The sequence below is a fragment of the Citrobacter arsenatis genome (genome assembly GCF_004353845.1).
Taxonomy (GTDB): Bacteria; Pseudomonadota; Gammaproteobacteria; order Enterobacterales; family Enterobacteriaceae; genus Citrobacter; species Citrobacter arsenatis.
Genome location: NZ_CP037864.1, coordinates 3,797,493 through 3,819,769, shown reverse-complemented (window position 1 = coordinate 3,819,769; position 22,277 = coordinate 3,797,493). Strand labels below are relative to the sequence as shown.

The 22,277-nt window shown below is 53.4% G+C and carries 12 protein-coding genes; 11 read left to right on the top strand and 1 reads right to left on the bottom strand.

Translation table 11 applies throughout. The features are described from left to right. Nucleotides 1-9 precede the first annotated feature (9 nt). The 11 genes from ispG (at nucleotide 10) to E1B03_RS19485 (ending at nucleotide 20,852) form a co-directional block, all read left to right on the top strand. The gene (ispG, locus tag E1B03_RS19535; RefSeq protein ID WP_003037720.1) at nucleotides 10-1,128 is read left to right on the top strand and encodes a flavodoxin-dependent (E)-4-hydroxy-3-methylbut-2-enyl-diphosphate synthase; all 1,119 of its coding nucleotides are present in this window, start codon (nucleotides 10-12) and stop codon (nucleotides 1,126-1,128) included. A 110-nt stretch (nucleotides 1,129-1,238) separates the two neighbouring features. Beyond that, nucleotides 1,239-2,513, top strand: coding sequence for a histidine--tRNA ligase (hisS, locus tag E1B03_RS19530; protein ID WP_133086772.1), 1,275 nt, complete (start codon nucleotides 1,239-1,241; stop codon nucleotides 2,511-2,513). Between the two features lie 13 nt (nucleotides 2,514-2,526). Continuing rightward, nucleotides 2,527-3,147, top strand: a complete 621-nt coding sequence (locus E1B03_RS19525) for a YfgM family protein (protein ID WP_103771579.1) — start codon at nucleotides 2,527-2,529, stop codon at nucleotides 3,145-3,147. 10 nt (nucleotides 3,148-3,157) lie between these two features. Then, nucleotides 3,158-4,336: an outer membrane protein assembly factor BamB gene (gene bamB, locus E1B03_RS19520; RefSeq protein ID WP_103771580.1), complete on the top strand. Its 1,179-nt coding sequence runs from the start codon at nucleotides 3,158-3,160 to the stop codon at nucleotides 4,334-4,336. 118 nt (nucleotides 4,337-4,454) lie between these two features. After that, on the top strand, nucleotides 4,455-5,927 hold the full coding sequence (gene der, locus E1B03_RS19515; RefSeq protein ID WP_133086771.1) for a ribosome biogenesis GTPase Der: 1,473 nt from the start codon (nucleotides 4,455-4,457) through the stop codon (nucleotides 5,925-5,927). Between the two features lie 300 nt (nucleotides 5,928-6,227). Next, nucleotides 6,228-7,769, top strand: coding sequence for a peptide MFS transporter (locus E1B03_RS19510; protein ID WP_133086770.1), 1,542 nt, complete (start codon nucleotides 6,228-6,230; stop codon nucleotides 7,767-7,769). A 63-nt stretch (nucleotides 7,770-7,832) separates the two neighbouring features. Next, complete coding sequence (locus E1B03_RS19505) at nucleotides 7,833-8,921, top strand: Gfo/Idh/MocA family oxidoreductase (protein WP_133086769.1); 1,089 nt, start codon at nucleotides 7,833-7,835, stop codon at nucleotides 8,919-8,921. A 45-nt stretch (nucleotides 8,922-8,966) separates the two neighbouring features. Next, the gene (locus E1B03_RS19500) at nucleotides 8,967-9,185 is read left to right on the top strand and encodes a zinc ribbon domain-containing protein (protein WP_103771583.1); all 219 of its coding nucleotides are present in this window, start codon (nucleotides 8,967-8,969) and stop codon (nucleotides 9,183-9,185) included. Between the two features lie 252 nt (nucleotides 9,186-9,437). Next, nucleotides 9,438-11,588, top strand: coding sequence for an intimin-like inverse autotransporter SinH (sinH, locus tag E1B03_RS19495; RefSeq protein ID WP_246044121.1), 2,151 nt, complete (start codon nucleotides 9,438-9,440; stop codon nucleotides 11,586-11,588). Nucleotides 11,589-11,626: 38 nt separating this feature from the next. Further along, nucleotides 11,627-12,592, top strand: coding sequence for a SinI family autotransporter-associated protein (locus E1B03_RS19490; RefSeq protein WP_103771585.1), 966 nt, complete (start codon nucleotides 11,627-11,629; stop codon nucleotides 12,590-12,592). Nucleotides 12,593-12,701: 109 nt separating this feature from the next. Next, nucleotides 12,702-20,852: an adhesion domain-containing protein gene (locus E1B03_RS19485; RefSeq protein WP_133086767.1), complete on the top strand. Its 8,151-nt coding sequence runs from the start codon at nucleotides 12,702-12,704 to the stop codon at nucleotides 20,850-20,852. Between the two features lie 7 nt (nucleotides 20,853-20,859). On the opposite strand, the gene xseA is transcribed toward E1B03_RS19485, so the two are convergent. Then, nucleotides 20,860-22,236, bottom strand: a complete 1,377-nt coding sequence (xseA, locus tag E1B03_RS19480; RefSeq protein ID WP_103771587.1) for an exodeoxyribonuclease VII large subunit — start codon at nucleotides 22,234-22,236, stop codon at nucleotides 20,860-20,862. Nucleotides 22,237-22,277: the final 41 nt, after the last annotated feature.

Sequence of the window (22,277 nt, the reverse complement as noted above, 5' to 3'; positions counted from 1 at the left end):
GATTTTTTAATGCATAACCAGGCTCCAATTCAACGTAGAAAATCGACACGCATTTACGTTGGGAACGTGCCGATCGGCGATGGTGCGCCCATCGCCGTACAGTCTATGACTAATACGCGTACCACGGATGTGGAAGCGACGGTTAATCAGATTAAAGCGCTGGAACGCGTAGGTGCAGACATTGTTCGTGTCTCTGTACCGACAATGGATGCCGCAGAAGCGTTCAAACTTATCAAACAGCAGGTTAACGTCCCGCTGGTTGCCGATATTCACTTCGATTATCGTATCGCGCTCAAGGTGGCGGAATACGGCGTTGATTGCCTGCGTATTAACCCAGGTAATATCGGTAGTGAAGAGCGTATTCGCATGGTGGTGGACTGCGCTCGAGATAAAAATATTCCTATCCGTATCGGCGTCAACGCCGGATCGCTGGAAAAAGATCTGCAGGAAAAATACGGTGAACCGACGCCGCAGGCGCTGCTGGAATCCGCTATGCGCCATGTGGATCACCTCGATCGTCTGAACTTCGATCAATTCAAAGTCAGTGTTAAAGCGTCTGACGTTTTCCTCGCCGTAGAATCCTATCGCCTGCTGGCGAAACAGATCGATCAACCGCTGCATCTGGGGATCACCGAAGCCGGTGGCCTGCGTAGCGGTTCGGTGAAGTCCGCGATCGGCCTTGGCCTGCTGTTATCTGAAGGGATCGGCGATACGCTGCGTGTTTCTCTCGCAGCCGATCCGGTGGAAGAGATCAAAGTGGGTTTTGATATTCTGAAATCGCTGCGCATTCGTGCGCGCGGGATCAACTTTATCGCTTGCCCTACCTGCTCGCGTCAGGAGTTTGACGTTATCGGTACGGTTAACGCGCTGGAGCAACGCCTGGAAGATATCATTACGCCAATGGACGTTTCGATCATCGGCTGCGTGGTAAACGGTCCTGGTGAAGCGCTGGTTTCTACGCTGGGCGTGACGGGCGGTAACAAGAAAAGCGGTCTGTATGAAGACGGCGTGCGTAAGGACAGACTCGATAACGACGACATGATTACGCAGCTTGAAGCCCGCATTCGCGCTAAAGCGAGTATCCTGGACGAAGCGCGTCGTATCGACGTGCAGCAGCTTGAAAAATAATAACGTGATGGGAAGCGGCGTGCTTCCCGTGTATGATTGAACCCGCATGGCGCCCGCATTGTTCGGGTTAGCGCTGAGGGTTCATTTTTATATTCATAAAGAGAATAAACGTGGCAAAAAACATTCAAGCCATTCGCGGCATGAACGATTATCTGCCTGGCGAAACCGCCATCTGGCAGCGCATTGAAGGCACTCTCAAAAACGTGCTCGGTAGCTACGGTTACAGTGAAATCCGCTTGCCGATTGTAGAGCAGACCCCGTTATTCAAACGCGCGATCGGTGAAGTCACCGACGTGGTTGAAAAAGAGATGTATACCTTTGAGGACCGTAATGGCGACAGCCTGACGTTGCGTCCTGAAGGGACTGCGGGCTGCGTACGCGCCGGCATCGAACATGGTCTCCTGTACAATCAGGAACAGCGTCTGTGGTATATCGGGCCGATGTTCCGCCACGAACGCCCGCAGAAAGGACGCTATCGTCAATTCCATCAGCTGGGTGTCGAAGTGTTTGGCCTGCAAGGCCCGGACATCGATGCTGAACTGATTATGCTGACCGCTCGCTGGTGGCGCGCGTTGGGTATTTCTCAGCATGTCAGCCTGGAGCTGAACTCAATTGGTTCGCTGGAAGCCCGCGCTAGCTACCGTGATGCGCTGGTCGCCTACCTGGAACAGCACAAAGATAAACTGGACGAAGACTGCAAGCGCCGTATGTACACCAACCCGCTGCGCGTGCTCGACTCCAAAAATCCGGAAGTACAGGCGCTGCTCAACGACGCTCCACAGCTTGGCGACTATCTGGATGACGACTCTCGCGAGCATTTTGCGGGCCTGTGCAAACTGCTGGAATCGGCAGGCATTGCCTATACCGTCAATCAGCGTCTGGTTCGTGGTCTTGATTACTACAATCGCACCGTATTTGAGTGGGTTACCAGCAGCCTGGGCTCACAGGGCACCGTCTGCGCCGGTGGCCGTTACGACGGTCTGGTAGAGCAACTTGGCGGTCGCGCAACGCCGGCAGTCGGCTTCGCTATGGGCCTGGAACGACTTGTTTTGTTAGTTCAGGCAGTTAATCCGGAATTTAACGCAGATCCTGTTGTCGATATATACCTGGTCGCTTCGGGGGCGGACACGCAGTCTGCTGCAATGCGACTTGCAGAACGTCTGCGCGATGAAGTTCCTGGTGTGAAACTGATGACCAACCACGGCGGCGGCAACTTTAAGAAACAGTTTGCCCGCGCCGATAAGTGGGGCGCCCGCGTTGCACTGGTACTGGGTGAGTCCGAGGTGGCTGACGGTACCGTTGTAGTGAAGGATTTGCGCTCTGGTGAGCAAACGGCAGTAGCGCAGGATAGCGTTGCCGCGCATTTGCGCACTCTACTGGGCTAAGGAGAAGGACAGCGTGGAAATTTACGAGAACGAAAACGACCAGATTGATGCGGTAAAACGCTTCTTTGCTGAAAACGGCAAAGCGCTGGCTGTTGGGGTAATTTTAGGGGTTGGCGCGCTGGTAGGCTGGCGTTACTGGACCAGCCATCAGACGGAGTCCGCACGCTCTGCTTCTCTGGCGTATCAAAATACGGTGACTGCGGTTAGCGCGGGTAAACCGGATAGCCTTCCTGCTGCAGAGAAATTTGCCGCAGAAAACAAAAATACCTACGGCGCGTTAGCTTCACTGGAACTGGCGCAGCAGTTTGTTGACCTAAATGAACTTGAGAAAGCCGCAAGTCAGCTGCAACAGGGCCTGGCTGCAACCAGCGATGAAAACCTCAAAGCGGTAATTAATCTGCGTCTGGCTCGCGTTCAGGTTCAGCTTAAACAAGCCGATACCGCGCTGAAAACACTCGACACCATTAAAGGGGAAGGGTGGACGGCCATTGTTGCCGATCTGCGCGGTGAAGCGTTGCTAAGCAAAGGCGACAAACAAGGTGCGCGTAGCGCATGGGAAGCGGGTGTGAAAAGCGATGCCTCTCCTGCTCTGAGCGAAATGATGCAGATGAAAATCAATAATTTGTCCATCTGAGAGGGACCCGATGCAATTGCGTAAATTACTTCTGCCAGGGCTGCTTTCCGTTACCCTATTGAGCGGCTGTTCACTGTTTAGTGGCGAAGAAGATGTCGTTAAGATGTCCCCATTACCGGTGGTTGAAAATCAGTTTACTCCGTCTACGGACTGGAGCACCTCCGTAGGCAACGGTATTGGTGATTTCTACTCCAATCTTCATCCTGCGCTGGCGGATAACGTTGTCTATGCAGCCGATCGCGCTGGCGTCGTTAAAGCGTTGAACGCAGACGATGGCAAAGAAGTGTGGTCTGTTAATCTGGGTGAGAAAGACGGCTGGTTCTCTCGCGCATCTGCACAGCTTTCTGGCGGCGTAACCGTGTCCGGTGGTCATGTTTACATTGGCAGTGAAAAAGCGCAGGTTTATGCGCTGAATACCAGCGACGGTACGACCGCATGGCAGACAAAAGTTGCCGGTGAAGCGTTGTCTCGTCCGGTTGTGAGCGATGGCGTCGTATTGATCCACACCAGCAACGGCCAGTTGCAGGCATTGAACGAAGCTGATGGTGCCATCAAATGGACCGTTAACCTCGACATGCCTTCCCTGTCTCTGCGTGGCGAATCAGCCCCAGCAACCGCCTATGGTGCAGCTATTGTTGGTGGTGATAACGGTCGTGTAAGCGCCGTGCTGATGCAGCAGGGCCAGATGATTTGGCAGCAACGTATTTCTCAGGCGACCGGTCCAACGGAAATCGATCGTCTGAGCGACGTTGATACCACGCCGGTTATCGTCAATGGCGTTGTTTACGCGCTGGCTTATAATGGTAACCTGACGGCGCTGGATCTGCGCAGCGGTCAGATCATGTGGAAGCGTGAACTGGGTTCGGTGAATGATTTTATCGTCGATGGTAACCGCATCTATCTGGTTGACCAGAATGACCGCGTACTGGCGTTGACCACCGACGGCGGCGTGACGCTGTGGACGCAAAGCGATCTGCTGCACCGTCTGTTGACGTCCCCGGTATTGTATAATGGCAATCTGGTTGTGGGGGATAGCGAAGGCTACCTGCACTGGATCAACGTCGAAGATGGTCGCTTTGTTGCCCAGCAGAAAGTTGATAGCTCTGGTTTCCTGACCGAGCCGGTCTCTGCTGATGGTAAACTGCTGATCCAGGCGAAAGACGGTACGCTGTACTCTATTACGCGTTAATCGTCCTGGTCGCTCGCTTTGAAAAACGGCTCCTGGTGCAGGGGCCGTTTTACTGTTTTTAACAACGGCGCAAAAAATGTGCCCGTTGTCTGATGATTTTTTAAATGAGGCTTTAAACATGGTACCTGTGGTCGCGCTTGTCGGGCGCCCTAACGTTGGCAAATCCACGTTATTTAACCGTCTAACTCGCACCCGAGATGCGCTGGTTGCGGATTTCCCGGGTCTGACTCGTGACCGTAAGTACGGTCGTGCGGAAGTTGAAGGCCGCGAGTTTATCTGTATTGATACCGGCGGTATTGATGGCACCGAAGACGGTGTTGAAACCCGTATGGCGGAACAGTCGCTGTTGGCTATCGAAGAAGCAGACGTTGTGCTGTTCATGGTGGATGCGCGTGCTGGCCTGATGCCAGCGGATGAAGCTATTGCTAAACACCTGCGTTCGCGCCAGAAACCGACGTTCCTGGTCGCCAACAAAACTGACGGACTCGATCCTGACCAGGCGGTTGTTGATTTCTACTCATTGGGTCTGGGTGAAATTTATCCGATTGCGGCGTCCCATGGTCGTGGTGTTCTCAGCCTGCTGGAGCATGTTCTGCTGCCGTGGATGGATGACGTTGCTCCTCAGGAAGAAGTGGATGAAGACGCAGAATACTGGGCGCAGCTTGAAGCCAAAGAAAACGGCGAAGAAGAGCCTGAGGACGATTTCAACCCGCAGGATTTGCCGATTAAACTGGCAATCGTCGGCCGTCCGAACGTAGGTAAGTCCACGCTTACTAACCGTATTCTCGGCGAAGACCGCGTGGTGGTTTACGACATGCCGGGAACCACGCGCGACAGTATTTATATCCCGATGCAACGCGATGAACGCGAATATGTGCTGATCGATACCGCGGGTGTGCGTAAGCGTGGCAAAATTACCGAAGCGGTAGAAAAATTCTCCGTTATCAAAACGCTGCAGGCGATTGAAGACGCCAACGTGGTGATGCTGGTGATTGATGCGCGTGAAGGTATTTCCGATCAGGACCTGTCGCTGCTGGGCTTTATCCTCAATAGTGGGCGCTCACTTGTTATCGTAGTCAATAAGTGGGACGGCCTGACGCAGGAAGTGAAAGAGCAGGTCAAAGAGACGCTGGACTTCCGTCTGGGCTTTATTGATTTTGCACGCGTACACTTTATCTCTGCGCTGCACGGCAGCGGTGTGGGTAATCTGTTTGAATCGGTCCGCGAAGCGTACGACAGCTCCACTCGTCGTGTCAGCACCGCGATGCTGACGCGCATCATGACTATGGCAGTAGAAGATCATCAGCCGCCGCTGGTGCGTGGTCGTCGTGTGAAGCTGAAATATGCCCATGCCGGTGGTTATAACCCGCCAATCGTGGTGATTCACGGCAACCAGGTCAAAGACCTGCCGGATTCCTACAAGCGCTATCTGATGAACTATTTCCGCAAGTCTTTGGACGTAATGGGGACGCCGATCCGTATTCAGTTCAAAGAAGGGGAGAACCCGTTTGCGAACAAACGTAATACATTGACGCCGACTCAGATGCGTAAGCGTAAGCGTTTGATTAAGCACATCAAAAAAAGCAAGTAACTGTTGCTGATGCAGATAAAAACTCGCGCTTGTCGCGGGTTTTTTTTCGTCTGCCCATTGCTGATCTCCCCCTGTGTAAAGTCAATCACTATTCGTTTTTTGCCAAGTTTAAATCTAAGAAAGTAGACATTTGTCGAGTTTTCATCTTAAAGTCCGGGGGCTGGTACTAGACAAAACTAGCCTTAGGTTATCAAATGGTTAAATAACTTTTCGCCGCATGTAAAAAATCGGTCAGATACGTAACTGGCTGGCGTACATCGCGGTGTTTACACGCACGACGACATAACTTTCGGGAGAATTATGCAATCCTCTGTTAATCAAAAAGAAAGCCGAACTTTCTTCGGTCATCCTTACCCGCTCGGCTCGCTGTTCTTCACAGAGATGTGGGAGCGCTTCTCGTTTTACGGCATTCGCCCGTTACTGATCCTGTTTATGGCTGCTACCGTCTATGACGGCGGCATGGGGCTGGCGCGTGAAAATGCCTCGGCGATTGTGGGTATCTTTGCCGGTACGATGTACCTCGCCGCGTTGCCGGGTGGTTGGTTGGCGGATAACTGGCTCGGCCAACAGAAAGCCGTATGGTACGGCTCCATCCTGATTGCGCTTGGTCATCTGTCGATTGCACTCTCGGCCATTATGGGTAACAACCTGTTCTTTATCGGCCTGATGTTTATCGTTCTCGGTTCTGGTCTGTTTAAGACCTGTATTTCGGTCATGGTTGGCACGCTGTATAAAAAAGGTGATGCGCGTCGCGACGGCGGTTTCTCACTGTTCTACATGGGCATCAACATGGGGTCGTTTATTGCACCGTTGATCTCCGGCTGGCTGATTAAAACCCACGGCTGGCACTGGGGCTTCGGCATCGGTGGTATTGGGATGCTGGTGGCGCTGATCATCTTCCGCGTATTTGCCGTTCCATCGATGAAACGCTACGACAGTGAAGTGGGACTCGACTCCACCTGGAACAGCCCGGTAGTGAAACGTAACGGTGTGGGCGCGTGGCTGCTGGTGCTGGCCGTCGGCGTAGCTGTTATCGTTACGCTGATTGCGCAGGGCGTGATTGTCATTAATCCGGTCGCGGTTGCCAGCATGCTGGTGTACGTGATTGCTGCCTCCGTTGCACTCTACTTTATCTACCTGTTCATCTTTGCCGGTCTGAATCGCAAAGAGCGCGCCAGGCTGCTGGTTTGCTTTATCCTGCTGGTTTCCGCCGCATTCTTCTGGTCGGCGTTTGAGCAAAAGCCAACCTCGTTCAACCTGTTCGCCAACGACTACACTAACCGTATGATCGGTGATTTTGAAATCCCGGCGGTGTGGTTCCAGTCAATAAACGCCCTGTTTATCATCCTGCTGGCGCCGGTATTCAGTTGGGCGTGGCCGAAGCTGGCGAGCATGAACATTCGCCCGAGCAGCATCACTAAGTTCGTTATTGGCATTTTGTGTGCGGCGGCAGGTTTTGGCTTGATGATGCTGGCGGCGCAAAACGTTCTCAGTAACGGCGGAGCAGGCGTTTCTCCATTCTGGCTGGTGGGTAGCATCCTGATGCTGACGCTTGGTGAGCTGTGCCTGAGCCCGATCGGTCTGGCGACCATGACGCTGCTGGCACCGGAAAGAATGCGTGGGCAGATGATGGGCCTGTGGTTCTGTGCCAGTGCGCTGGGTAACCTGGCCGCAGGTTTGATTGGCGGTCATGTGAAGGCTGACCAGCTGGATATGCTGCCGGATCTCTTTGCTCGCTGCTCAATTGCGCTGCTGATTTGCGCCGCGGTACTGATCGTCCTTATTGTTCCGATTCGTCGCATGCTGGAGAATACGCAAACTAAACCGGCAACTAGCGCCTGATAACACCTCGATTGTGCCGGGGCAGACGTTATGTTCCGGCCATTCAATTTACGAGGTGAGAACATGCTGTTAGGGTTTGTTGGGCTGGGCGCTGTCGTGGAAACGGCATACTTGCCCGCATTACGTAACCTTTTTGGTGATTCACTACGCTGTGTGGGATTTGATGTTGAACCCACCAGGCAGCCAGCAGGGATGACATGTTGTACTTCTCTTGCCGAGCTTCTTGAGAAACCGCTTGATATCCTGTTTATCACCACCGCTTCTCTTCATCATCTCGATGTGCTTGAACAAGCCCTGTCTGCTCCCCTGGCGCGTATCGTGGTCGAAAAACCCATTGTCGCCACACTCTCCCAAATTGAAAAACTGAAAACGCTACTGGCTAAACCCGGTGCCTCCGATCGCGTGCTGGCGCTCGACCACTGGATGGCGCGCAATGGCGCCATGCAACTGGCATTGGGTAAACTCGCTCCGCAGTGGCAGGGCGATCACCAACTACAAGTACTTGTCTCTCACTTTTCGGACGTTGTTAAAATCGAAGGCTTTTTACAGGAGCCGAGCGGATTTAACGCCGCAGGGGAACCAATCGCGCTCAATTTTGCCACCGGTGAACCGGACACGCGTGAGCTTCGTCATCCGGATGGTGTGATTCTGGATATTGGTACCCACGTGCTGGCGATGCTGCGTGAAACGGTGCGCTATCTCGGCGGTAGCGGTGAAATAGAACTGGTTGCAAAGGCCGTGAAGGACCGGCTTGGTAGGCCGATTGCCAGCGGCGATGTTGAAACGGCGGAAGGGGAGGCGCATCTACAGGGGCACCTTGGTGGTATCCCGGTAAATATATGGCTAAACAAATATGCCGGGCCGGGCGTTGAACGTAAGGGGCTGCGCTTATATCTGCGTGATGGACGAATCATTAGCCAGAATCGGTTTGCCGGAGGAGAACGGGTCGAGCTAATTTCCGGCCAGCGTGTCCTAAGCTGGACGCGTCCTGGTGCAGTGTATGCCCACTGCCTGGAGGAGCAGATACTCGGCCCAGATAACCTTTTTGTGCGTGCACCTGAAGAAGTGGCAAAGCTTACGCAGCGACGCATTGCCGAGGTGGAAACGCTGTTGACTATGCAGCAAATTCTGCGCGGGACTCTGGGTGGCTAAGTCGTGATACCATACAGTTACAAAAACATTTAACGAGGAGCCGCTATGGAATTTACCTGCCCAACCTGTCAGTCGCCGCTCGACGTCCTGGGAAATCATGCCCACTGCGAGCGCTGTAAGCGTGACTTCACTCTTGAACCGCGTTGTCCGACATGCCATAAACCGTTAGAAGTGTTGAAAGCCTGCGGCGCGGTGGATTTTTTCTGCCAGCACGGACATGGCCTCATTTCGAAGAAATCTGTTGAGTACATCCTTGTCGATTGATAAATAAAGGATGCTTATTTTAATAAGCATCCTTATTTATTCTCTCTCTAATAATGATAATTAGTATTACCTCTAATATCCTAAATTTTAAGAATTCATCTAGGTTAGTGTGTCTGGTATCTATTTTTCAGGGTATATATACTTCTGGCAAGTAATGATTAAAGGCGGCAGCTATAAGGATATAGCGTGCGTGAATGGATTCTCTATATAATATTACTTTTAATTAATATTATACCCGGCGCAGTGTATGCCATGCCGGATCGAGATAGTGTGGAGGACGACACTCAATCCATAGAGGAGTCACTCCCTGAACTCGATAGCAAAGCGAATGCGCAAAATAAAAAAACAACGGCGAAGCAGGGGTGGGCCGAGGCCGGGGGGAATTATGCCGTCAGTTCGGCGATGCAGAATTTCAGCAATTTAACACCGGAAGCACTTAAGTCACAAGCGCAAAGCTATTTACAAAATCAATTAACATCTTCTGCTCAATCTTATCTTGATTCAGCACTTTCACCTTATGGGAAATTAAGGACCAACCTTTCCGTCACGGCGGAGGGTAATTTCGATGGCAGTTCGCTGGATTATTTTGTTCCGCTGTACGATAACCAGGAAAGATTGTTTTTTACTCAGTTATCTATGCAGCGTAAAGAGGACAGAACGATCGGGAATATCGGTGTCGGTATTCGTCAGAATGTCGGCGACTGGCTATTGGGGGGGAATACCTTTTACGACTATGACTTTACGCGCGGTCATCGTCGATTAGGGTTAGGGGCTGAAGCCTGGACTGATTATCTCAAATTTTCCGGCAACTATTATCATCCGCTTTCAGACTGGAAGGACTCCCCGGACTTTGATTTTTATGAAGAGCGTCCTGCTCGTGGCTGGGATATCCGCGCGGAGACCTGGCTACCATTTTATCCGCAGCTTGGAGGCAAACTGGTTTATGAGCAGTACTACGGTGACCAGGTGGCTCTGTTTGGTACGGATAACTTAGAAAAAAATCCTCATGCGGTGACCTTAGGTGTGAATTACACCCCGGTGCCGATGCTGACCGTTGGCACGGACTATAAAGCCGGTACGGGAGATAACAACGATCTCAGCGTTAACGCGACGCTGACCTATCAGTTTGGCACTCCGCTTGCCGCACAGCTTGATCCGGAAAATGTCAAAACCCAGCGCTCTTTAATGGGGAGCCGACATGATTTCGTCGAGCGTAACAATTTTATTGTCCTGGAGTATCGGGAAAAAGATCCACTGGACGTCACGCTTTGGCTTAAAGCCGATGCAACCAATACGCACCCGGAGTGCGTGATCCAGGATACGCCGGAAGCGGCGATCGGGCTTGAGAAATGTAAGTGGACGGTGAATGCCTTAATCAATCACCACTACAAAATTATCGCCGCCTCATGGCAGGCCAAAAGTAATGCTAATCGCACCCTCGTGATGCCGGTGGTGAAGGCCGACATGCTGCAAGAAGGCAACAACAACAGTTGGGGTTTGGTGCTTCCTGCATGGGTCAACGCGCAGACGGAAGCGGAACGACTGGCGCTCAACAGCTGGAAACTTCGCATGACCCTGGAGGATGAAAAGGGCAATCGGCAGAACTCGGGCGTGGTCGATATTGTGGTGCAACAGGGCCGTAAAATTGAGCTGGTTGTAGACAATATTGCTGACACCGATCGCAGCGATCATAGCCATGAAGCCAGTGCGCAGGCAGATGGTAAAGACGGCGTGGTCATGGATTTGCTGTTAACCGACGCCTTCGGCGACAGCACTGACCGCAGCGGTAATGTGCTGGTTGACGACACTATGGCGCCAGCGCTGTACGACAGCAATGATAAAAAAGTATCGCTCGCCAATGCCCCCTGTGCGGCACAAACGCCCTGCGTATTTGTGGCGGAACGTGACAAAAAAGCGGGGACCGTCACATTGGCCAGTACGCTACCGGGTACTTTCCGCTGGAAAGCGAGAGAAGCGGCGTATGGCGACAGTAACTTCGTTGATGTCACCTTTATTGGCACCTCGGATGAAAAACTTAATGGTTTGATTTACCAGCTGAAAAAATCAAAGCCGGTAAACCTTATTGGCAATAAGGAAGTGCATCCCACCGTTAACAATGGCTATCGCTTTGTACTGTGGCGTGACAAAAACAAAGACGGCGTGTTCCAGATGGTGGAACAGCTCAGCGCAGAAGAAATGGCGCTGTATGACTACCAATGGGAGTTCACCGGCCAGAGTACCAATGGTCACACCGGTGCGCAGTCTCATACCCTTAATGAAGATTTAATACTTCCTGCGACCAACAAAGACGCGGCGCAGAAGTTTGATGCGAACGTTGAGGATGGTGTTCAGGGATACGGCTTACGGGTTTTGTATAGCCAGAAACAGCAGCAGAGCAGCTGACCAGCACTCGCTGATACATAAAGAAAAGGAGAGTCTTAATGGCGTTAAAAATGAAACAGCGGCTAACTCAGGTCGCACTGGCACTGGTAGTGGCAGGTTACTGCTCTGTACCCGCAATGGCGGCTGGCAATTTGAAAAGCGGTCAATGGCAGCTAGTGACGGATACCACAGGCTCCATTCAAGGTACCGTGCCGTGGATCACGCGCAGCAGTGATAAGGCCGCTGAAACCGATAAAAACCACGTGACGGTGAGTATCGATCGCGGCACGCGTACCATCGGCGGCTCCGACGGCGATAAACAGTTCCATATTGGTGACAAGGTGAGCGTGGATTGGGCTATCGGAGATACCGAAGGCGATCTGGATACCAATAACACCGCCACCAAAGGGACGGTCGTGTGGGTGCGTTCTAAGAATCAGGATGGTTCTGATGCCGCTGAGATTAGCGGTACCACGGGACAAACCAGCTATAGCATTACGGCCGACGATGCCGATTATTATATCGGTATTAAAATCACACCGACCACGACCACCGGTGATCCGAATATGGCTGATGTCCTGCTGCTCAACGACCTTTCCACCAATGCGGGTGGGGGGGCTGACGATGATGATATTCCGGAAGGTCCGGTAGTCGACGATAACGTGTCTGTCGTGATTTACGAGTCGGGATCGACGACCAACCTGCTGGGCACGGCAACCAAACTCAAAACCAACACCACTTATAAAGTGCTGTTGTGGAAAGATAAAAACGGTAACGGAACCTACGAAGCCGGTGAAGATGTTACCAGCGAATACAACTATCGCTGGAAGTTTACCGGTACCAGCAAACAGCTTGGTGCGGCGGGCGGTATTGTCAGCACGACCTACAACAACCGCGATCTGGTTATTCCTCTTACCAACCTCGAGGCGAAGAGCGCCTTCGACAATGGCGACAGCGGCGGGGTTACCCTTGGCAACGATGGTGTCCAGGGTTACGGGCTGTCTATCGATTATCAACGCAAGTAATTCACAAAAGAACCATTCCCGGAAGGGAATGGTTCTTTCCGCGTCCTTTGCTTAGCTGAGGGTTAAGCAAAGGGTGTTGAAGGCATGAAGAAACAGGTGGGCATTAGTTATGGTTGGTCGTTTGCGTAGAGATGTAGGGTTCCGCCTGGTGGTGATTCTGCTATGGGTCATTAGCACGCTGGCGGCCCCGGCCAGTGCGGCGTTGAAAAGCGGTACCTGGCAGGAGTTGAATCTCTCGACGGATGGCGTAAACGGTACTGTGCCGATGGCCGATGGGGTCACCGTCCCCGTCTATCAGGGCAGCGTTTTGCTGGAGCCTGATAAGACGCATACCGTAAGCTTCAGCGCGATGCCGCATGATTTTAGCACTGACGATACGCCTGGCGCGCTGAATCTTGTCAATCCTAAAGATACGGAAGGGGATATTTTTTCCGTACCGCCCGTACGCTGGCAGGATTCTCCTCCGGCTATTACGCTCATATGGGCCGATGCCGCGACGCCCGATACACCGCTCAGCCCGCAGCCCGTCGCCAATCAATCCTTCTGCATGCAAAACATGGCCGGCAAAAGCTATGTGATTTGGCCGCAACTCGAAGGCGCAACCAACGGTACTGCACCACTGCTCTATCTGCAAACCAAGACGGGCACGCCCTTTAGTAACATCGTTAACGTACTGGAGAACAAAATCCCGGTTACGATTTCCCCTGCGGTGGGTGATCCGGTCACGGTGATGGCGGATAGCTTTAACGATACGCTTAAAGCGGCGAGGGTGAAGGCGGGGGATAGCGTGATGCTCACCGTAACCACGCATGACTGTCATGGCAATGCGGTCGGGAATACGGCATTTGTAATGACTCGCGGCGATGCCCTGAATCGTCAAGGCGTGGTGAACAATAGCGCACCAGTCCACGTAGGCAATACCGAGCTGACGACGACGGCGACAGAGTATCGCGGCGTTACGGATGCCAACGGTAAAGCCACGGTCGTGGTGACTCAAGCCAACGGTCCTGGCGTGAAAACCCCGCTGACGATTGCGCCAGCCAATGCGCCCAGCCTACAGGCGCACATTGATGTTATTTTCACCACTCTGACGAGCCCGGACAGCGCCAGTGCCAACATGTGGGGGCATATGGCGGAGAGTGCCACGGCAGATGTTGAAGGGGAAACCTATACCTTTAGCCGTCCGAGCCTGGCGACGGAAACCGCCAACAAAAGTGGTACGGTGAGTGCCAACAATGAGAGTTGGGCTGTGTTTGACTGGCGTGGCGCGGATAGCCACTGCGAAATTCTGCCAGATGCCCGCCAGTTAATGGGGCTGAAAATCGCCACCGGCGATCTGGTTACCCAGCTTGGTTGGCCGGTTGCAGGTACCAATGAATATTGGTCTTCTTCCGAAGGTACGCTCCAACAGTACCATCTCGGTGTGAATATGCTAAGCCGCAGCGTCGTGGATGAGCCGGATAGCACGACGTCGTTGACCAGTTGTGTAGATAAAGCCTCCCCAGCGATAACGCCGGAGCTGACGTTGTCACTCGACAACATGGATAGCGCGTCGGGCGCCGCCAAAGTTCGCGTTGGCGACAGCATCAGTATGGTTATTCGCGTGACCGATAAAGCGACCGGGCAGGCGCTGCCTTATCGCTCCTTCGATCTCTTTATTGGCGATGAACAGAACCGAAAAGGGCAAAATAACGCGCAGGCCACGGCGCAGGCAGCCGCTTACGGTTGGTCGGATAATCCGGTGCTGGTGGGCCTTCAAGGCTCTGGTACCCCGAATCATTATCACGCCATTACCGGGGCTGACGGAAAACTGTCTGTAGAGCTTACCCAGGATAACGGTGCTGGTGTGTTAACTCCGCTGCGTGTGGTGCTAAGCGATGGCACAACGGCGACAGCGAACGTTATCTTCACTGTGGTGACCAGCCCCGACGTTGCGAAAGCGCGCATGTGGGGCCATATGCAGGGCGTAGTCGAAGCGGGGAATATTTATAAGCGTCCGCTGTTGGCCGATGAAGCCACGTCGAACACCGGGTCGACTATTGAGAACCATGAAGACTGGGCCACCTTCAATTCGGTTGCTGCTGCGACCGCGCAATGTGGTTCGAATCAGGTGCCGGGGCAAGCAATCCTTGATGCCCTGTACGCGGCACACTCCGCGAACACCATGCTAACCACCTTCGGCTGGCCGACAGCAAACTATAACTATATCTCTGCCGATTCTGACGGCAGTCAGACTGCCCACGTTAACCTGGTTAACGGCAATGATTCCTTCTTTAGCGGTACGCAACCGAACTACCTGACCTGCTCTGGCAATGAACTCGTCACGCGGTTAGAGGTAGCATTAAACGGCGACGAAAACCTCAAGCAGGCGACGGCAAAAGTCGGTGAAAAAATCACCATGACAATCCACTCTGTCAATGCGCTGAATGGGCTGGTCGTACCCAATGCGGCCTATACCGTCACCATGGCACACGGCAGGAATCGTAGCGGCCTGACGACGGGCTTCACTGACCCCACGAACGGTGCGCTGACGATAGACGGAGAAGCGTATGGCCCCTCACAGGCATCGATGACCTATTCAGGCGCGACCGACGCCAGTGGCAATGCCACTCTGACTATCGAGCAGCCGCAAGGGGCGGGGCTTTTGACCATACTGACCCTCATTCCCGTTAACTCGCTCATTTCTACACCCCTCGCGCGCAGCGTGAAGTTTACGGTGCCAACCAGCCCGGATACCCCGAATGCCGAAATGTGGGGGCATATGGCGGAAACGGTGACCGTAGATGGTTTAACCTTTGAACGGCCTAAGCTGGCGAGCGAAGTTACCCCAACACGCACGCAGCTTGAGAATAATGAAACGTGGGCGCGGGTGACGCACGCCGTTGCGGCGGGGAGTACCGCTGCCGGAGGTTGCGGGGTAAATCGCTTACCGCGAGCCGATCAGCTTAGCGCCTTGTATAACGCTAACAGCGGCGGTGTGATGCACAGTGAGCAGGGATGGCCGGTCACGAATTATTACTGGTCATCGACATTTAGCAGCGCCACTGCCTGGCAAACGGCTTCGCTTGCCAACGGTAGCATCACCGCGCAGAGCGATGCGTCGGTGTATACCAGTTGTCTAACCCGTGATAATGCCTCGGCAACGTCGATCGTCCTTGAGCCAGTCAACCACGCACAGTGGAGCGACACGCTTAAGGCCGCTAAAGTCAAAAAAGGCGAAATCCTGCAATTGAAGGTGACCGTTAAAGATGCCGACGGCAATCCGCTGCCAGACGCGCCTTTCGTGCTCAGCCGTGGCGATGGCTACACGCGACAGGGCACACCGCATATAGCCGGTAGCGAAGATGGTATTGCTTCCGCGGTGGTGATTGACGGTGAGTCATTAAATGATACCGCCACTAAAATTGGAGGCCTGACCGGCAGTGATGGCAGCAAAGTTATCAATGTGACCCGCCCGGAAACCACCGGCACCAAGGTCGCCATTACCGCTGCGCTGTACGAAAACGCCAGCGTTAGCGATACGCTGGAGACCATTTTTACCGTCATCACTAGCCCGGATAACGATAAGGCGCAGATGTGGGGACACATGCCGGAAACGGTTACCGCTGCCAGTGGTGAAGTCTTTAGACGTCCGCAGCTTATTGCCGAAATCGGTGGCGGTATTGATGCCGGTAGCAGCCAGGAGAACAATGAAATCTGGGCGACGGCAGATTTCGACGTTGTTCAGCACGCCTGTGGCGCAGGCTATGCGCCGACGCTTGCCGATTTACAATCGCTCTATTCAGCCTGGCCTGGCGGTGCGATGAATTCGCAGCAGGGATGGCCGCTTGACGGCAAAAATTACCAGAACAGCACCGCCGATCTCAGTCGCTCAACGGAAAGCCGCTACGTGAAGTCCCTTAACTTGCGTGACAACGGCATCACGTCGCAGCTATGGAGTGAAAAGCTCTATTTTAGCTGTTTGAAAACGGCTCATCCGGTTGCGACACATCTCATGTTGACATCGTCAGCCTATAAAGACAGCGATGGGTTTGCCAAAGCCAAAGTTGGGGAAACGATCCCTGTGGTGATCACAACGCTTGACGATGACGGCAAACCAGTCGCCAATACGCCTGTTAATTTGACGCGCGGCGACAGCGTCGGTCGTGCCGATCAGAGTATCAACCAGACGGTTGCCGCCGCGATCCAAATTAATCATGCAGAGACCCGTAACAGCGGCGTGGCTTATTACAGCGCAACTGGGGATGATGGCACTTTGACTCTGGATATCTCACAAGATGGAGGGGCGGGCTTCAAAACGCCACTACGGGCATCATTAAATGATTCAACGGACGCCCCTCAAACGCTGCCGGTAGTTTTTAGCGTGGTAACCAGTCCGGATACCGTCAAAGCCAACTATTGGGGACACATGCCTGAGACGCTTACCGACAGCGCAGGAGTGGTGTATAAACGTCCGCTTCTTGCAAGTGAGTTCAGCGCCACGCCGGGCAAGAGGGTCACTCTCGCGAATGGGAGTTATGACCAGGGCGAGACCTGGGGAATGGTGACGTCAAGTTATGCCTGGAAAGGCACAAATGGTGGCTGTGGTCAGGCGTTGCTGCCTACGCTAGGCAATCTTCAAAGCCTCTATCAACGTTACCCTTCTGGTCAAATGCGCACGGCAAACGGTTGGCCGGTAAGCAACCTGAGCAACGCCGGTGCCAGCCAGTACTGGTGGGCCGGTGATTATATCCTCAATGATAGCGGCACCGAGCCGCAATATGCGCTCGTCAATCTACTTCTCGATGGAAGCGTTACGGCGACAACGAGCACATCCTCCTATTTTATGCAGACGTGCCTGGCATCTGCGCGGTCATTGGCCAACAAACTGACGCTGACTTTGGCGGGCCAGGATGAAGCCACCGGCATAACAAAAGCTAAAAAAGGTGAAGAGATTGCGGCCACTGTTCAGGTGACGGATAGCCTGGGGCAGTCTGTAGGCAATGCGCTGGTGAAAATCACTCGCGGTGAGGCGCTGACTCGTAAAGGAACAGCCTATACCCTGAATGGCGCAGATGACATAACGTTAAGTGATATTGTTCCGGCAGAGCCAGCCACATCAATACTCGACTCTGCCGAAAAGTCTGTCTTTGTGCGCACTGATGACTCGGGTAGGGTGACGTTTAACGTCTCTCAGCTACAGACCACCGGCTTGAAAACGGTGCTGACAGCTACGCTTGCGGAAAACACTGCGCTGACGGATTCAAAACAGGCCATCTTTACTGTTATCACCAGTCCTGACAGCGACAAGGCGACGATGTGGGGCCATATGCCTGACACCTTAACCAACAGCGCTGGCACCCAGTTCAAAAGGCCTCTACTGCGTAGCGAACTGTCCTCAACGAAGGGCACCACCGGCTATACGCTGAATAATGAAACCTGGTATACCTATAGCGATAACGCGTTCTTAAAGAGCAGCGCCAGCCCGTGTGACAGGATGTCGAATGCAACATTAAGCGATCTTACGACATTGCAGTCTGATTATCCTCAAGGTGCGCTGGCCAGTGAGTTTGGTCTTCCGGTCACCGATTCATCACCGGTGTGGCTGGCTGGCAATTATGCGGTTTCGGGCAACGTGTTGCTCAATCAAAACGTGAATCTCTTTTCGGGCAGTGTGGTAAAGAGCACGTCGAGCATCTCCGGTATGCAACTCTGCCGCGTAGCGCCGGTTGCGCTCAATATTGTGCTCTCATCCAGCAAAACCTTGGACACGCACAAAGCGGGATATGTTGTGCCAAAAGGTGAAAAACTGCCCTTAACGGTCAGTGTGACCGATGACTCCGGAAAACCCGTGGCGGGCGTCGCCTTTAAATTTATTCGCGGCACTTCTTACACCCGCTCCAGTCCATCCGGTGAGGCGATTGCCGATGTCTCATCAGCGGCAACGATGACGCTTGTATCCACTGCGCCGATAGCGACGTCGATGTTAATGAATGCGAACTCGTCCTGGTACAGCATGACGGGGAACAATGGTCAAACGGACATCGAATTGAGTCAGGACGCATCAACGGGGCTGAGAACGGAAGTCTACGCGCAGCTTGCTGATTCCGGTGTCAACTCCACTGCCGTGGGCGCGATCTTTACGGTTCTCACCAGCCCGGATGTGGACGGCGCGTTCCGTTGGGGGCATATGCCGGAAACGGTCGCGGGGCCGAATGGAGTGACCTATCTGCGGCCGAAATTGCAATCGGAACTTCCTTCTGACGTGGGTTTCTATAATCGTAATAACGAATATTGGGCATACCCAACAGCGCTGCAGGCGCAAACTGCCGGGGCAACAGGTTGTGATCCGGCGTACCAGCCACTGCTCAGTGACTTACAGGCGCTATACAATAAGTATCCAAACGGTGAGATGGAAACCGCGTTCGGCTGGCCATTGTCGTCAGGCAAAAGTTGGTGGGCGGTCGATTTATCCAGTACCGGGCAATACCAGAATCTCAATTTGAGTACGGGAACAACGACGACGACGACCTTATTGTCCTCAACGGCGATGCAAACCTGTCGGGCGGATGAGCATGCGCCGCTGCCTGCCACCATTACGCTGAGCTCCAGTGCGTTTGATACAACGACTCAGGTCGCGAAGGTGAAAAAGGGAGAGACCATCCCGCTGACCGTGACGATAAAAGATACTAACGGCGCACCGGCTGCCAATGCCGCGTTTACCATTTCTCGTGGTGATGGCGTTTCGCGCAGTGGAGTGGTTTTGACTGCCGATAGTTACGGCGGAACGGACGATCTCGAACTGGATGAACTCACGCCAGTGGCTACAACCATGGCACTAAGCACCAAAACGGTCGTCTTTAGCGGTGTTACCGGGGCTGACGGGACGGCCACGTTCAATCTGCGTCAGGATGAAGCGATGGGGCAGAAAACCACGATTACGGCCAAGCTTACGGCCTATCCGTTGCCGACTTCTGGGCTGGATGTGATCTTTACCGTCATTACCAGCCCAGATAGTGACAAAGCGCAATACTGGGGACATATGCCTGAAACGGCGACCAACAGCGCGGGCACGGTTTTCCGGCGACCGCTGCTTGCTGCAGAAATGGCCTCGAATAGTGGCACCTATGTGTACAAAAATGAAATTTGGCCGCAAGTCACTTCAGGAAATACGGATATTGCGGGGGCGACAGCGTGTGATAAAGCCTATCAACCGTTACGTAGCGATATGGAAACGCTGTTTATAGATAACCTAAGCGTCCCTGGAGGCATCGGTACCACTTACGGTTGGCCTACGGGCTCTGATAAGCCGTGGTGGGAAGCAGACAAAAATAGCAGCGGTAATTACCAGTTTATTACGCTAAGTACAGGCGGTAGCGGCACAACCAGTTCAACCACGGCGAAAGCGGGGCAGGTTTGTCTTGTGGAACCGCGGAGCACGGTTTCGGCAATCATGTTGACTTCGACGGCGATGGATACCAGTAAGAATGCTGCCGTGGCGCACGCGGGCGATACCATTCCACTGACCGTTACGGTGAACGACTCCCTCGGCAAGCCTGTGGCTAATGCTAAATTTACGCTCTCGCGTGGCGATTCCACCAACCGCGCCGGGGTGGTGATAACCGATGGTGACGTTGAGGCTGAAATGGGCACTGACGATATGATACTTCGTGAACAGACCCCAGCGAATTCAACGGTAGATATGCCTACCGCGGCCAGTGTCTTTACTGGTACGACGGGCGCGGATGGAACGGCAACTTTTACGCTGGCGCAAAATAAGAGTTTGGGTCTTGAAACAACATTGACGGCTACTCTGGTCGATAACACGCAGATCAGCGCGTCATTGAAGAATATCTTTAACGTGCTCACCAGCCCGGATACGGATAAAGCCGCATTTTGGGGGCGCATGCCAGATACTGTAACAACTAACGGCGTGACCTTGCAGCGCCCGCTATTGGTGGCTGAATTGCCGTCTGGCGTGAAGCCGCCCCTGCACGTTGTACTAAATAAAGAAGACTGGGCGATGGCGCATACCAGCGATGCGCTTACCTGGGATCTGGCCGCCCAGTGCGGCAGTTTACAAAATGCGGCAGCTACTGAAGATTTGCGTTCACTGTATCGGATATTCAGCACCACGGGGTGGCCGTCAACCCCAAGCTACTCCTATCTTTCCAAAACTAAAGGGAGCCGCTATTACTGTGCGGTGAATGAGTCGAACGGAACGGATAATTGCAATATTGATGCAGCGAAAACCAGTGGCTTCGCGTCCTGCGTGCAGTAGTGAATTGCTACAGGGCTTTTTTACGTGTGCGGGTCTTTTTCTGCGGGGTTACGGTTGTGACCTCGCTCTCAACCCAGCCATCTTCGAGTCGCGTAGTGATGAGGTCGCCGGTTTTAACCTGTTTGACCTCTTTCAAAACCTTGCCGTTGGTGGCGGTTGAAACGCTGTAGCCGCGTGCGAGCGTTGCTAATGGGCTAACGGCTTCCAGGTGGGTGACCGCATTGCCAAAGCGTTCGCGCTGTTCGCTTAAACGTGCGCGGATATTCTCCGCCAAGCGATATTCCAGTTGCTGAATACGGGTCTGCGCACGATAAATGCGCGACTGAGGGTTTTGTTGGTTCAGGCGTTGACTTACGCGCAGTTGGCGCTGATTTGCCTGTTTAATTTTATTCTCAAGTGCAAAGTTCATTCGCTGACGCAGTCGTTGCAACACGGTCTGCTGACGGGCCAGACGCAGTTGCGGATGCTGCTGTTGCAGACGATGGAATATCTGCGTGAAACGACGGTTGCGGTTGGCAAGATAGTAATCCATCGCCATACCCAGACGTTGCTGGGCGGACTGGATCTGACGCAGCAACTCCTGCTGATTACGGCTGACAATTTCTGCCGCAGCTGATGGCGTAGGCGCCCGTAAATCTGCAATAAAATCGGCAATAGTGACGTCGGTTTCGTGGCCAACGGCGCTAACCACCGGAATACGGCTGGCAAAAATCGCCCGTGCCACGCGTTCGTCGTTAAAGCTCCACAAATCTTCCAGCGAACCGCCGCCGCGCCCGACGATCAGCACATCGCAATCGCCCCGTGCGTTTGCCAGTTCAATGGCGCGAACGATCTGCCCCGGCGCATCGTCGCCCTGGACAGCGGTTGGGTAGATAATCACAGGCAGGGATGGATCTCGACGTTTCAACACATGGAGAATATCGTGCAGCGCAGCCCCGGTTTTCGAGGTAATCACCCCGACGCAGTGGGCCGGTGAAGGTAGAGGTTGCTTGTATTGCTGATCGAACAGTCCTTCAGCCTGCAGTTTAGCCTTAAGTTGCTCATATTTTTGCTGCAGCAAACCTTCGCCAGCAGGCTGCATGCTCTCAACAATTATCTGGTAGTCGCCGCGCGGTTCGTACAACGTAATATTGGCGCGTACCAACACCTGCTGCCCATGCTGCGGACGAAACGTTACCCGGCGGTTGCTGTTACGAAACATCGCACAGCGTACCTGAGCGGTGTCATCTTTGAGCGTGAAATACCAGTGACCGGAGGACGGCTGAGTGAAATTCGAGATTTCACCGCTGATCCACACCTGTCCCATTTCCTGCTCAAGCAGCAAACGAACCGTCTGATTCAGGCGGCTTACGGTGAAAATTGAGGTGGTCTGAGAGGATAACATGTGAGCGGGATCAAATTCTAAATCAGCAAGTTATTCAGTCG

Coding starts and splice junctions, on each gene's coding strand:
- ispG (WP_003037720.1), top strand. CDS start 10: ATGCATAACCAGGCTCCAATTCAACGTAGAAAATCGACACGCATTTAC.
- bamB (WP_103771580.1), top strand. CDS start 3,158: ATGCAATTGCGTAAATTACTTCTGCCAGGGCTGCTTTCCGTTACCCTA.
- der (WP_133086771.1), top strand. CDS start 4,455: ATGGTACCTGTGGTCGCGCTTGTCGGGCGCCCTAACGTTGGCAAATCC.
- E1B03_RS19510 (WP_133086770.1), top strand. CDS start 6,228: ATGCAATCCTCTGTTAATCAAAAAGAAAGCCGAACTTTCTTCGGTCAT.
- E1B03_RS19505 (WP_133086769.1), top strand. CDS start 7,833: ATGCTGTTAGGGTTTGTTGGGCTGGGCGCTGTCGTGGAAACGGCATAC.
- E1B03_RS19500 (WP_103771583.1), top strand. CDS start 8,967: ATGGAATTTACCTGCCCAACCTGTCAGTCGCCGCTCGACGTCCTGGGA.
- sinH (WP_246044121.1), top strand. CDS start 9,438: ATGCCGGATCGAGATAGTGTGGAGGACGACACTCAATCCATAGAGGAG.
- E1B03_RS19490 (WP_103771585.1), top strand. CDS start 11,627: ATGGCGTTAAAAATGAAACAGCGGCTAACTCAGGTCGCACTGGCACTG.
- E1B03_RS19485 (WP_133086767.1), top strand. CDS start 12,702: ATGGTTGGTCGTTTGCGTAGAGATGTAGGGTTCCGCCTGGTGGTGATT.
- xseA (WP_103771587.1), bottom strand. CDS start 22,236: ATGTTATCCTCTCAGACCACCTCAATTTTCACCGTAAGCCGCCTGAAT.